This is a genomic window from Prevotella sp. LCP21S3_D2 (assembly GCF_052118345.1).
Lineage (GTDB): Bacteria > Bacteroidota > Bacteroidia > Bacteroidales > Bacteroidaceae > Prevotella.
Genome location: NZ_JBQKHJ010000009.1, coordinates 13116 through 26954 on the forward strand (window position 1 = coordinate 13116; position 13839 = coordinate 26954).

General features: G+C 43.7%; 10 protein-coding genes and 1 pseudogene. 7 read left to right on the top strand and 4 right to left on the bottom strand.

The annotated features are described in order from the left end of the window. Positions 1–38: 38 nt before the first annotated feature. Positions 39–1688, bottom strand: a complete 1650-nt coding sequence (locus ACTQ16_RS07700) for a diphosphate--fructose-6-phosphate 1-phosphotransferase (protein ID WP_441936846.1) — start codon at positions 1686–1688, stop codon at positions 39–41. A 195-nt stretch (positions 1689–1883) separates the two neighbouring features. Between ACTQ16_RS07700 and ACTQ16_RS07705 the strand changes: the two genes are divergently transcribed. The 5 genes from ACTQ16_RS07705 to ACTQ16_RS07725 all read left to right on the top strand — a co-directional run bounded on the left by ACTQ16_RS07705 (position 1884) and on the right by ACTQ16_RS07725 (position 8310). Further along, complete coding sequence (locus tag ACTQ16_RS07705) at positions 1884–2156, top strand: hypothetical protein (protein WP_441936848.1); 273 nt, start codon at positions 1884–1886, stop codon at positions 2154–2156. A 104-nt stretch (positions 2157–2260) separates the two neighbouring features. Then, complete coding sequence (locus ACTQ16_RS07710) at positions 2261–2818, top strand: 1-acyl-sn-glycerol-3-phosphate acyltransferase (RefSeq protein ID WP_153124915.1); 558 nt, start codon at positions 2261–2263, stop codon at positions 2816–2818. 22 nt (positions 2819–2840) lie between these two features. After that, the gene (locus tag ACTQ16_RS07715) at positions 2841–5531 is read left to right on the top strand and encodes a golvesin C-terminal-like domain-containing protein (RefSeq protein WP_441936850.1); all 2691 of its coding nucleotides are present in this window, start codon (positions 2841–2843) and stop codon (positions 5529–5531) included. A gap of 117 nt (positions 5532–5648) precedes the next feature. Continuing rightward, complete coding sequence (locus tag ACTQ16_RS07720) at positions 5649–5990, top strand: hypothetical protein (RefSeq protein ID WP_441936851.1); 342 nt, start codon at positions 5649–5651, stop codon at positions 5988–5990. A gap of 10 nt (positions 5991–6000) precedes the next feature. Continuing rightward, entirely contained in the window at positions 6001–8310 is a 2310-nt protein-coding gene (locus ACTQ16_RS07725) for a YgiQ family radical SAM protein (RefSeq protein WP_441936853.1), read from the top strand. A gap of 159 nt (positions 8311–8469) precedes the next feature. Here ACTQ16_RS07725 and ACTQ16_RS07730 read toward each other — a convergent pair. After that, positions 8470–8793, bottom strand: a pseudogene (locus ACTQ16_RS07730) (PDDEXK nuclease domain-containing protein); the annotation flags it as partial. A 519-nt stretch (positions 8794–9312) separates the two neighbouring features. Between ACTQ16_RS07730 and ACTQ16_RS07735 the strand changes: the two are divergent. Both ACTQ16_RS07735 and ACTQ16_RS07740 read left to right on the top strand, forming a co-directional pair. Then, positions 9313–10197: an Rpn family recombination-promoting nuclease/putative transposase gene (locus ACTQ16_RS07735; RefSeq protein ID WP_441936854.1), complete on the top strand. Its 885-nt coding sequence runs from the start codon at positions 9313–9315 to the stop codon at positions 10195–10197. Between the two features lie 396 nt (positions 10198–10593). Continuing rightward, positions 10594–10851, top strand: a complete 258-nt coding sequence (locus ACTQ16_RS07740; RefSeq protein WP_441936855.1) for a hypothetical protein — start codon at positions 10594–10596, stop codon at positions 10849–10851. A 100-nt stretch (positions 10852–10951) separates the two neighbouring features. On the opposite strand, the gene ACTQ16_RS07745 is transcribed toward ACTQ16_RS07740, so the two are convergent. Next, complete coding sequence (locus ACTQ16_RS07745) at positions 10952–13204, bottom strand: hypothetical protein (RefSeq protein WP_441936857.1); 2253 nt, start codon at positions 13202–13204, stop codon at positions 10952–10954. Between the two features lie 21 nt (positions 13205–13225). After that, positions 13226–13825 (bottom strand): glycoside hydrolase family 15, encoded by a 600-nt coding sequence (locus ACTQ16_RS07750; protein WP_203041044.1) that lies wholly within the window; start codon positions 13823–13825, stop codon positions 13226–13228. Positions 13826–13839 lie beyond the last annotated feature (14 nt).

A 13839-nucleotide genomic window follows, 5' to 3' on the forward strand; every position in this document is an offset into this window, starting at 1 on the left:
TAAGAATGTTTATTCCTGAATCATCAGAAACATATTTCTTACTTAGCCTGCTCCAACTGGAGAGTCTTTGTGGTCTGGTCGCAAACCTCAGATGGACCCCAGTACTGGATAGGACCTGGATATACAAAAGCTGTCTCCTTAGCCCACTGCTCACGCTTAGAAGCGAAGAACTTGAATGGAGCACCGTCGAGCTCTACGAGAGCCTTGCGGATTACTGGCTTGTTGGCACCGTTACGACGCTCGATGTTCATCATCATTGTGATAGGCACACCACCAGCAATCCACTCAGCAGCAGGAGCTGTTGTGTTCTTGATGATTGACATGTAACCAGTCTTGCCGTTAGCGATGAGGCGAGATGCGTTGAAACCGAGTGAGTAGCAGTAGTCTGCATCGTAGTTAGAAGGAGCTGCGCAACGTCCCTCGTAACCGAAGAAGTGGTGCTGAGCTGAGAACTTACCTACGAACTTACCCTCCTTCTTCCAAGCAGCCAACTTCTCAGCTACCATACGAGAGAGCAACTTCTCTGTCTCGATGAGAGAAACCTGTACGTTTCCGTGAGGGTCACGGTCGAGGCAGAGCTGGCGAGCTACGTCAGCTGGCAATGACTCCAATACAGCGAGGTTGTCCTTAGCGATGGCACCCTTAACGAATGCAATCTGCTCCTCAGCACTTGCAAACTCACGGCTCTCGCCTGTTGCAGGGTCTGTAAGAACCTCGTTCAATTCTGCGATAAGCTTCTTGATAGCTGGGATGAACTCGATCAAGCCCTCTGGGATGAGAACAGTACCGAAGTTGTTGCCCTCAGCAGCACGGTTAGCTACTGCAGTTGCAATATAAGTAACAACATCATCGAGTGACATTTCCTTAGCCTCTATCTCCTCAGAAATCAAACAGATGTTTGGCTGAGTCTGGAGTGCGCACTCAAGAGCGATGTGAGAAGCTGAACGACCCATCAACTTGATGAAGTGCCAGTACTTGCGTGCAGAGTTACAGTCGCGCTCGATGTTACCGATGAGCTCAGAATATGTCTTACATGCTGTATCGAAACCGAAAGAAGTCTCAATCTGCTCGTTCTTCAAGTCACCGTCGATAGTCTTAGGACAACCGATTACCTGAACGCCATACTTCTTGGCAGCATAGTACTCAGCGAGAACGCAAGCATTGGTGTTAGAATCGTCACCACCGATGATAACGAGCGCCTTGATACCGAGTTCACGGAGAATCTCGATACCCTTCTCAAACTGGTCTTCCTTCTCCAACTTGGTACGGCCAGAACCGATGATATCGAAACCACCAGTGTTGCGGTACTCGTCCATGAGCTCAGAAGTAATCTCCATATACTTGTGATCAACGAGACCACCAGGACCGAGGATGAAGCCATAGAGCTTGTTAGCTGGGTTGAGAGACTTCACGCCGTCGAAGAGACCAGAGATAACGTTGTGACCGCCAGGAGCCTGACCGCCAGAAAGGATAACACCTACGTTGAAAGCAGGGAGTTCCTGAGCCTCGCCAGCCTCGAAAGTAATAACAGGCATACCGTATGTGTTAGGGAAGAGAGCCTTGATTTCTTCCTGGTTACCTACTGACTGAGTTGCTGCACCCTCAACTGCCTTAACAGGACCCTGAAGCGCCTTTGGCAACTTCGGCTGATAAGCAGCTCTTGCAATCTGCAATGCACTTTTTTCCATAATTCTTTTATTAATATTTAATTAGTTGAAACTTCAAAAACACTGCAAATTTAAGGTTTTTCTGCGAGATACGGAAAGAAAAATGCTAAAAATGCGTTAATAAGAAGATTTTTTCTGAAAAAATATTGGATTTACAAAGAAAATGATTATCTTTGACCAATATTTCGAATCATTTATTAACTAAAAGATTATAATATGGCTAACAAAAGAGATTTAAAACGCACTATTAACTACATCACCAGCGAGCTTTTCGCTGAGACTGTAGCTGCCTCCTTGTATAACGGCAAACCGAGTCAGGAAGACGTAGATGAAATTCTGTCTTCAGTGGTGATGATTAACAACGATTTCATCAGCCGAGTTTCTCACCCGGAACCTGGCATCAAGGCTGGCGTCTATTATCAGAACTTGATTAAGGATTTCAACAAGCAGGTAAGCGAAGTGGTGAATCAAATCGCTAATTTGGGATAGCGACACGTCAGAAAGAGAAAAGAATTAAAAGAAATAAGGGAATAAGAGGAGTTTCTTTCCAAGAATCCTCTTTTCACCTATTTTTATATATAACATAAAAAATAATGATAAGAAACATCTGTCAGTGGGTATTGTACAAGCGTTTGGGATGGAAAAAGGATGTAGCCTTCGAACTTCCTGAAAAGTATATCATCTGCTTAGCTCCTCATACCAGCAACTGGGATTTGATTCTCGGTCAGCTGTTCGAACACGCAGAGGGTATGAAGTGCAATTTCCTCATGAAGAAAGAATGGTTTTTCTGGCCTCTAGGTCCCATCTTCCGCAGAATGGGAGGCATTCCGGTTTGGCGCAGCAAGCACACCAGCATGACCGACAACCTTGCAGAAGAAGCCAAGAAGCGCGAAAGCTTTGGACTTTGCATTACTCCAGAGGGCACCCGCTCACTGAATCCAGACTGGAAAAAGGGCTTTTACTTCATTGCCCTCAAGGCTGGTCTGCCTATCTATCTCTACGGGGTTGACTTCCAGCGTCGCCTTATCCAGTGCAACAAAGTCGTCATTCCTTCTGGAGATGTAGATAAAGACATGCGCGAGATAAAACTCTACTTCAAGGACTTTAAAGGCAAGAAGCCTGAGAAGTTCACCATTGGCGAAGTAGACTAAAAAAAGAGGGTTAAAAAGAAAAGTGAAACATCAACATATAACATATTGTTTAGTAAGCAGTTTGCTGTTGGCTACCGGAATTATATTCCAAGCTAACGGCAAATCGTCTTTTGCTACCTACGATGAAGGCAACAGCCTGGCTTGGGAAGGTATAGATTACGATGACGACCCATGGGTATTCAATGCCTCCCGTCCTTATTTCCCAACAGCAGGTCTGTCCAACCGGCATATCTCTTTATGGGCTTCCCACGGCCGCTATTATTGCAATGATCTCCGCCGTTGGAAATGGCAACGCCCCAACCTCTTTTGTACAACGGAAGACCTCTTCACCCAAACCATTGTGGTGCCTTATCTCATCCCAATGTTGCAAAATGCAGGTGCCGTGGTATTTACGCCCCGCGAAAGAGACTGGCAAAAGAACGAAATCATTGTAGACAACGATGATGCAGAAAAATCAGTATGCTACAAGGAATTGGCTACCGGCAGGAAATGGACCAATTGCGACTCTGTAGGCTTTGCCAACAAGCAGAACGTATACAGCGATGGCGAGAATCCTTTCCGCATGGGTACGGCAAGAAAAGCCAAAGCTACCAAGCGGAAGAAATTCAGCCAGGTCATCTATCAGCCCCGTTTCCCTGAAGAAGGAAAATATGCGGTTTATGTCAGTTACCAGACGGTACCCAAGAGCGTGAGCGATGCAAGATACATCGTCTATCATAAGGGAGAAAAAACAGAATTCACCGTCAACCAGAAGATGGGTGGTGGAACCTGGGTATACCTCGGCACCTTCGATTTCGACCGTGGATGCAATGAGTTCAACCGGGTGGTATGTACCAACCAGTCTTCCAAGAGAGGCATTGTAACCACAGATGCCGTACGCTTTGGTGGCGGTATGGGCAATATAGAACGCGAAGGCAATCTGAGCGAACTGCCCCGCTGCCTGGAAGGAGCGAGATATTACGCTCAGTGGGCCGGAGCACCCTACAAGGTTTACAGTGGAAGAGAAGGCAAGAACGACTATGCAGATGACATCAACACCCGCTCTCTGATGACCAACTGGCTGGGTGGCGGCAGTGTATACATGCCTGCTTTGGAAGGAAAAAATGTTCCTATCGAACTCTCGCTGGCACTACATAGCGATGCTGGATATAACAGGGACGGTAAGTCAACCTGGGGCACACTCTCTATCTGCACCACCGATTTCAACGATGGTATGCTGAACAGCGGTGTATCCAGAATGGCTTCCAAGGATTTTGCCAGAGCACTACGTGATAATCTGGTAACAGATATCAGCGCTATCTATGGCGAGTTTGGCAAGCGCTATCTATGGGACCGCAACTATTCGGAGACTCGCCTGCCCGAGGTTCCTTCAGCCATCCTTGAGATGCTCTCTCATCAGAGTTTCCCGGACATGCGTATCGCACAGGACCCAATGGGAAAATTTGCCATAGCCCGGTCTATCTACAAGACCATCTTGAGATATATAAACAGCAATCATGACAAGCCATACGTGGTTCAGCCACTGGCTCCCAAGAACTTCAGCGTAGAACTGGATGATAATTTTGCAAATCTTTCCTGGACTCCACAGCTCGATTCCATCGAACCTTCTGCACGCCCTACCCGATATATCGTATATAAGGCTGAAGGCAAGGGAGGTTTTGACAACGGAACCGTTGTAAGACGTCCCAACTGTCAAATCAAGATGGAACCAGGCAAACTATATAGTTTCAAGGTGGCTGCCCTTAACGCTGGTGGCGAGAGCTTCCCAACCGAAACGCTCTCGGCACTCTACAATCCAACAGCTACGAAGTCGGTATTGGTTGTCAACAACTTCCATCGTCTCGCTTCACCACAAGTAGAAGACAATGATTCTATCCAAGGTTTCGACTTCGACAAAGACCCAGGTGTCAGCTATGGACTCACAGCCGGATGGAGCGGAAAGCAGACCAGCTTCGATATTAACAGGATGGGACAGGAAACCACCAACGGACTAGGTTATTGCGGCAATGAGATGATAGGAAAGTTTGTGGCAGGCAATGATTTCAACTATGTAGTAAGCCATGCACGGAGCATCGCTTTGGCAAACAAATACAACATTGCCAGCTGTTCCAGCGAAGCAGTCGCCAATGGCAAGGTTAGGATGGAAAACTATCAGGCAGTAGACCTTATCAACGGTCTGGAGCGAAATGATGGTTATACCCGTGAATATTACAAGACATTCACCCCTGCCCTGCAGAAACGCATCACCTATTATGCACTCAGTGGAGGCAAGATGCTTATCAGCGGTTCGTATAACGGAAGCGACATGCAGACTGAAGAGGAGCAAACCTTCATGAATGACATTCTCAAGGTGAATTATGAGCCTACGGGCACCAGATTCATCGTACAGGACATCAACCCGGAAGATTCCACCATCACGGAACGAGATAGTATCGTGTATACTACGGATAGTGTGGCAGGCATGGGGATGGAGTTCAACTATTACAGTCAGTTGAACGATCGCCACTACGCCACCACCCATCCTGAGATATTAAATCCTGCAGTGCAGAAAGCCTTCACAGCGATGCAATATACTTCAGGTGCCAGTGCAGCCGTAGCATACAAGAGTTCCAGCTATCGAACCTTCGTCATGGGATTTCCATTGGAATGTATCATCGATGAGAAAACCCGCAACGGCATCATGCTGGGAATCCTCAAGTTCCTGACAGAATAATCAAAGTCTTAACGGAATAGGAGAATAAAAGAATAAACATAATAATAACAATTTGAGCAAACTTTGCAAATCATAAAGTTCAAAGTTCAAGGTTCAATGTTCAAAGTAAAAAAAGATATGTATAAAATTCAAGCAAACCAGTCTGGCACACGCTCTATCGAAGTGAGCGCCCAGCATTTAGAGACTATTGACAAGTATCAGTTGCTCCGCAACCTCGTAGATAGCAATGGTATCATCGACGAGGAAGTGCTCGACAAGTTGAAGTTCAATGTTCGTTCTCTCCTGGAGAGCAGCGACATCAAGGACAAGGCATTGCTCGACCTCTGCCTCGACGTAATCTACCATCAGAACATGAAGGCTCTCGGTCTCCACAATCTCGTATTGCTCTACGTAGACTGGAAGGACAAGAAGGCAGCAGAAGAAGCTGCAGGAGCAGAACCTGATGCAGTAAATGATTAAATAATTTTGAATGGATTATAAGTTAACAGACTTCCTGCCAACCACCAAGAAGGAGTGCGAACTCAGAGGATGGGATGAACTGGACGTCATCCTCTTTTCGGGAGATGCCTACGTAGACCACCCATCCTTCGGGGCTGCTATCCTCGGAAGAATTCTGGAGGCAAACGGCTATCGTGTAGCCATCGTTCCACAGCCCGACTGGCATGGCGACTTCCGTGACTTCAAGAAGCTCGGTCGTCCTCGCCTCTTCTTCGGTGTATCTCCGGGAGCTATGGACTCGATGGTGAATCGCTACACGGCAAACCGCCGAATGCGCAGCGAAGATGCTTTCAGCCCCGACTCCCGTCACGACATGCGCCCCGACTATCCGTCTATCGTCTATACCCAGATACTAAAGAAACTCTATCCCGATGTACCTGTGGCACTGGGCGGTATTGAGGCTTCGTTGCGCCGCATCAGCCACTACGACTACTGGAAGGATGAGCTGCGCAAGTGCATCCTCTGCGATTCGGGTGCCGACCTCATTCTCTACGGCATGGGCGAACGCTCTATCGTGGAACTTGCCAACGCCTTCGCCGAAGGCAAGACCATGGACCAGATTCACGAGATGCCGCAGGTGGCTTTCTACTGCAAGGAGAAGGACATTCCGGGCGGATTCAAGGACGATGACATCATCCTGCACAGTCATGAGGAGTGCCTTCACAACAAGAAGGGACAGGCAGAGAACGTGCGCCATCTGGAGGAAGAAGCCAACAAGATGCATGCTCAGCGCATGATTCAGGAGACCGACGGCAAGTATGTGGTGGTGAATCCACCGTTCCCGCTGATGACCACCGAGGAACTGGATGCCGCCTTCGACCTGCCTTATACCCGTCTGCCTCATCCTAAGTACAAAGGCAAGACCATTCCGGCATACGAGATGATCAAGTTCTCCGTAAACCTGCATCGCGGCTGCTTCGGCGGTTGCTCGTTCTGTACCATTTCAGCGCATCAGGGCAAGTTCGTGGTTTGCCGAAGCAAGGAGAGTATCCTGAAAGAGGTAAAGAAAATCATCGAAATGCCAGATTTCAAGGGATATCTGAGCGACCTGGGCGGTCCTTCGGCCAATATGTATGGCATGCACGGCAAGAACCAGAAAGCTTGCGAGGTATGCAAGCGACCATCATGTGTGAACCCACAGATTTGTCCGAACCTGAATACCGACCACAGCAAGCTGCTGGAGATTTACCATGCCGTAGATGCCCTGCCAGGCATCAAGAAGAGCTTCATCGGTAGTGGTGTGCGCTACGACTTGCTCCTGCACAAGAGCAAGGACGAGAAGGTAAACCAGGCAGCAAGGGAATATACCCGCGAACTGATTACCAAGCACGTGAGCGGCCGATTGAAGGTAGCACCGGAACATACCAGTCCAGAGGTTCTGAAGTTCATGCGCAAACCATCGTTCGACCTGTTCTACGAGTTCAAGCGCATCTTCGACAAGATCAACAAGGAAGAAGGACTCAACCAGCAGATCATCCCATACTTCATCAGTTCGCATCCGGGCTGTCATGAAGAGGATATGGCGGAACTGGCGGTCATCACCAAGGGTCTCGACTTCCATCTCGAGCAGGTGCAGGACTTCACTCCTACCCCAATGACGATATCTACGGAAACCTGGTACACGGGATATGATCCATATACATTGGAACCAGTATTCAGTGCCAAGACGCAGAAGGAAAAGCTTGCCCAGCGCATGTTCTTCTTCTGGTATAAGCCAGAGGAGCGCCGTGCCATCGAAAGTGAACTTCGCCGCATCGGCAGAGCCGACCTCATCGACAAACTCTACGACAAGAAGAGTTTTGACCGCGGATTCAAGGGAAAGAAAACCAATTACGATGACAAGGCTATTGGATCTACCTATGATAATCCGGGGGTTGGCAGAGGAGCTAAAGGCAAGCGTGGAGCCGGCAGAAATGTTCCAGAAGCAAACGCTGGCAGAGGTCGTGGAAGAAATACTTCAGACCGCTTTGCCCCAAAGGGTTACGGCAACGTGGGTTGCTATGACGAAGAGAAATACCTTAACAATGGAAAATCTCTCAAGTCAGGCAAACCCACGAATGCAAACATCCGCGATGCGGTAGCAGCAGCAAGAGCCGAACTCCGTAATCAGAAAGACCCAAATGCCGGTTTCTTCAAGGATAAGAAGAAAAAGAGTTTCAATCCTAATTTCGATAACGACAACCACAATCGCAAGAACCGTTATAACAGCGGTGACAAGAACGAGCGTGGAGGCAATCGTGGAAATCAGGGAAGAAACGAAGGCAGAGGAAGAAGAAGATAAAAATTAAGCCTGGATAGGATGATTTCTTTCTATCAACCCTATTCAGGCTTAAATTATCTTGCTGCACTCATCAAATAACTCCTTAAATTTTGTAGATTCTTTAATTCTTTACAAACTTAGTGGCAAATTTGTGAGACGCTGTCTCACAAATTAAAAATATTATTCGATGTTGTTTTCCTCAAACTCTGCAATCCATTCCCTAACCTTAGCTTGCAACAAAGCTTTATCTGGCAAGTATAATTGATATGCCGAAGCATAGACATGAGAGTCTTTTGGCAAAGTCAATTCTACAAGTGCATCATTCTTGCTCTCACAAAGTAATATGCCAATGGTTGGCTTTTCAAAATCCTGTTTTACAAAGCGGTCGTAATAGTTGACATACATCTGCATCTGTCCTAGGTCTTGATGAGAAAGCTTATCTGTCTTCAAATTAATAAGAACATAGCACTGTAGCAATCTATTATAGAAAACCAAATCTACATAATAGTTCTTTTTGAATTTGCTAACCACTGGTTAGCATTTTTGACATCAAAAGGATAACCACTATTTAGCCTTTTGGCATATACTATATAGAACTGCCTAATATTGCGGAGATTAGGATATGACCAACCCACCCCAAACCGCACTTACTAAATAAGTCCTCTATGCTATCGGAGGTCTTTATGATTTCATTTGCCATAACCCTATTATTGCTTAAGACATCATTAATCTTGTTTAGTTTCATAAATTCGCCGAATTTTATTGCAAATATACATTAAATGTTGCAATAACCGTTATAAATTAAACTATTTTATACAAATTTTCCAATAAAGCTATTGCAGCTTCAGATATGAAGATGACTTCAGGGCAAACCGAGGATTCCTTGACAATTTCTTCAATAAAAGCAAAAAACAGAGGGCCTCTTGTCCACAGAAACAATTTAAACTATATTTTCTTAAAAAACAGCCTAAAAGTTTGGATGTTACAAATATTAAGTTTATCTTTGCATATAATATAAATCGTATGAAACAGGTAGAAGAACGATACATCAACTTGCTGACCGATTTTGGCTTCAAGCGCATTTTTGGAACGGCAATGAACAAGGATTTGCTCATTTGCTTCCTCAACAGCTTGTTTAATGGCAGACAGGTTGTGAAGGACGTGTCGTATCTGAACCCGGAGCACGTCGGTGATGTTTATACCGACCGCAAAGCAATCTTCGACGTGTATTGCGAAGGAGAAAACGGCGAGAAGTTCATCGTAGAAATGCAGAATGCCTACCAGACGTATTTCAAGGACCGCTCCCTCTTCTACTCCACTTTCCCTATCCGCGAGCAGGCACCAAAGGGGAGTGAATGGGATTTCAAGCTCAATCATGTCTATACTGTTGCGCTGCTCAACTTCTACATGAATGAGGATGCCTTCGACAAGGAGAAGATTCGCCATCATGTACAATTGTGCGATACCGCTACCCACAAGATTTTCTACGATAAGCTGGAGTTTATCTATGTAGAGATTGCCAAGTTCAATAAGACCTTAGGAGAACTGGAGACACTCTACGAGAAGTGGCTCTATGCCTTGAAGAACCTCTATAAGCTTACCCAGCGTCCGAAGGAGTTGTGCGACAAGGTTTTCGACCGTCTCTTTGAGGAAGCCGAAATAGCCAAGTTTACTCCACAGGAAATGAGGGAGTATGAAGCAAGTAAGATGGCATACCGGGATATCAAGAACTCCATTGATACGGCTAAGCAAGAAGGACTTGCTGAGGGTATGGAATTAGGTGTGGAAAAAGGCAAGAACCAGAAAGCCCTGGATATTGCCAGGAATATGCTGGCAGATGGTGTTGACATCAATCTGATCATGAAGTATTCCGGACTAACCCAGGAACAACTCGATAAATTGAAATAAGATAATATCTCAGAGGTAAAACATAACAAAAATATACCCCAACCTACTTACTCTAGCGGGTTGGGGAATTTTGTTCCAGTATAAAATGTGACAATAGCATGGTACCGATACTGCGCTATCGTCAGCTAAATTAACGTTGCATATACAAAATGAGCCGATAAATGAGCCTGTAAATGAATGTTTTAATTCACTCATGTTTACATTGTTGTTTGCCATTATTCTATATCATTGTTATCAGTTTTTGGGGACACGTCCCCAAAATTCCTATTATAAGTGAGACAGCGTCTCACCTTTTCATAATTTGCGGAACATTGTCTCACATTTTACAATTCTTCTACATTCACATTAATCCCTAAGATACGCAGTTTTCTTCAACGTGACTTCAAGCTATACCTCATGATGTTGGTGGCAACAGGCATGGAGTGCGAGCCTTTCTTGGAAAACAAAGACGAGCTTTATACCCAGGATGACTGCTACCCTTTCATCTTTACAAACATCAAAGGTCCAATCCTTGTTAAGGAGGAAGATATGGATGCTTATATCAGAAGCCATGAAGATGACTTCATCGGTCAAGCCGAAGAATCCGTGCCAATCAAATCCTGCAGAAGATTATTTGAATTATTCGACATAGATACCGACTGGTTGGAATTATAATATACCGCCAAAGTACATGATAACAGGAGTACTTTGGCGGTACGGAATTTAAGGTTTACCCTTCGAATTAGTATCTATTCTGCGTTCTTCTTATCGGTAGTTATCGATTGAGAAAAGCAACTAAACTATCTTGCATAAAAGTTAACAAATTAGTTTGTTCAACCCTCAAATACTTTTTCCAAATAGGATTAACCTCTATAAAAGAATCAAATTTTTTGAGATGCAAAGAGTATAAGCATCTATTTACATAATTAGCAGAATGCAATACCAAATCTCGCTCATCCTTATCGTCCAACCATAATCTTAGAACATTAGCAGGAGATTCCTCAACAAGCTCATCTACTAAATCCTCAAAAATACCACTCATTGGATATTCTTTGATAGAACTATACACTTCGAAACTTGGAGTAGTCCAACCTAGTTTTTGCTCCATATTATCCTCAGATTCATTGATCAAGAACTCAATACACTCTACCAAAGACTCGTTATTCATCTTAAGATGAGGATATTTGTCCAACAGCCTCCAAGCCTCAGCTATCATCATACATGCTATTTCATCGAAATCGAACACACAGGCATGTTGGTGAACATTCACCAAATCAACAATGGCCATCAACCAAAGATAATCGTAAGAACTGCATAACTTTGTGGTGATAAATTCAAGTCCTCCTTTGAGCACAAAATCTTTCCCTGCATTTCGAACCTGGATTCCTTCACATTCAACATTGCCCAATATATCAGGGAGTTGTTCTGTTGCTCTACCTATTAAATTACCATCAAAATCATACCATTTTCCATCGACACGAATTTGATTTTGCTGCATACAACTACCTTCTTTAATATCCTCAATTTGGTCCAGATAATAGGTTCTATCCAATAACGGGAACAAATCAGTTTGCATATAAGCAACTATTGTCTTCTCGCCCTTATCCCAAACTCCATTTGTACACACCATGTCCTTAACTGTGAAACAAATATCATCTTTGTAATTGAAACGATAGAGCTTACCATGCAGAATCTTTAATTTTCCATCTGTAGAATAGACACGTTCACCATTTCTGTTCAAGATAAAGCACAGCCTCTCCATGTTCTCAACATAAAAATCAAGAGTTGCCAATTCCTGATCAGTATTTTTAGAACCTTCAGTATTTTCACTTTGTGTAAAATCATACTTTATCTTTCCTAAATTGGCGAGACGCAACTTAATTGAGTTCTGTGGTCTCCCTAGAATACTAGCAATATCCTCTATGTTTTTTCCCTTTTCATAACAAAGTAAAAGTAATTCTTCTTCATTCTCGGTCCATGGCAAATCCTTTCTTCTATAATTCACGACAGAAGATTCGTCATCGGCAGAAGATATAGAATCATCTGAAAGCGTTGAATCTCCAGAAGAGTTTTCTTTTTTTACAGTATCATCTTCTATTCCAATATTCGACGAGTTGAACACATCCTCTTGATGCTCATGAGCATGAAGCTGGTTGATAGCATTTTCAATACAATCTACCAAACTTAATGTAGCATCCACACCTAAAAGATTTACTTTTAAATCCATCAAGAAGTTCTCATAAAGATACAGCAAAGAACTTGTTACATCTTCCTGCTTTACTGGATGAGCCGAGATTTTATCATATAAATCAAAGACCGTTGGACATAATGATCTAAACATTTCTCTCTCAGCCTTATGTTCCTTGAGGAAAGTATAGTATTCTATGTTTAATTGAATTTGTACATCTTCATCTAAAGCATAAAAAAGGTTTTGCTTTTCCTCATCACACGACTCTGCCACAAGATTATGTTTGGGTTCATTTTCAGATGACAAAATCTTTTGATACTCCGCCAAAGCCTCTATAGACTTATCTATGGCATTGTCTTTACTTGTTGCCAATTCACCTATTTTCTCTTCAGTAAGAGCTGAATAGTTCTCTAATAGAGCACGCTTCAAAGAAGAACGTCCTGACGGTAAAGTCATAAGAAAAAACAGATCCTCATCAAGTTCCACGTAATCAACACATTCCTTGATTTTACTCTCAGAAGGTCTAACCTGTCTTTCTTTCAGCAGAGTCAAGTTCTCTTCTTTGCCACGATAGGGAACAAGATGCCAAAAATCTTCATTTTGCATAGTCCAGAATGGGAAATACGCATCCACAAATAAAGAATCATCATCAGGCAGGGTTCTTTTCCATACCTTATGAAAAGTATCTATCAGCTGCTGATTATATCTAATTTCATTAGAATAAATCTCATCCGATTCACACATTTCTATAATGGTAAGCAAAAGAACCGCCTTATGTGGAGTTTTACGGCCATATTTCTCATTCGGCTTTAAATTTTCAAAAGCCTCTACATAGTCCATATTTTCCCTTTCTATATTACTTTATAATTCTTCTGGCTCCTCTTCATCATGTTCTTCATCAACCTTTTTGGAGGTTAACTGTAAAAACATATCCAAGAAGGAACGATGAGAAAAGAAATATCCCTTATCTTCTTTTAATTTATCCTCCATAACAGAGAAGCCATAATTAGCATACTCTTCCATTGTAGTTATCAATTGTAAAACTACAGTATTTGCCTTTATATCACCTTTATCCAAGGCAATCCAATCAATATCTGTCTTTGCCACGAGAGCCATAAATATATAAGAACGCAACGCAGGATAAGCTTTTCGAGTTTTCTTCGAATCAAGATTGCCCCAAAATTGCAAAGGCTGTCCCAAAACCTTCAAATCATCGGAATCTTCTGATAATGGAAGTTTCTTACCTGCATATAGGCCGATAAAGAAAGCCATGATGTAAGGTTCATAACCTGCACCCAACACCTTTCCTTTTGCACCTGTATTCTCTGATGCTCCAACCCCATAATCCGAGATTACTCTCATAACGGTTTGCTCATATTTCTTTTCAAATTTTGGAGTTCTACGCCCCCATATATCTATAAGCTTCTCATTTTTATCAACGAGTTCCTCTATATTATTCATATCCTCTGTCATAG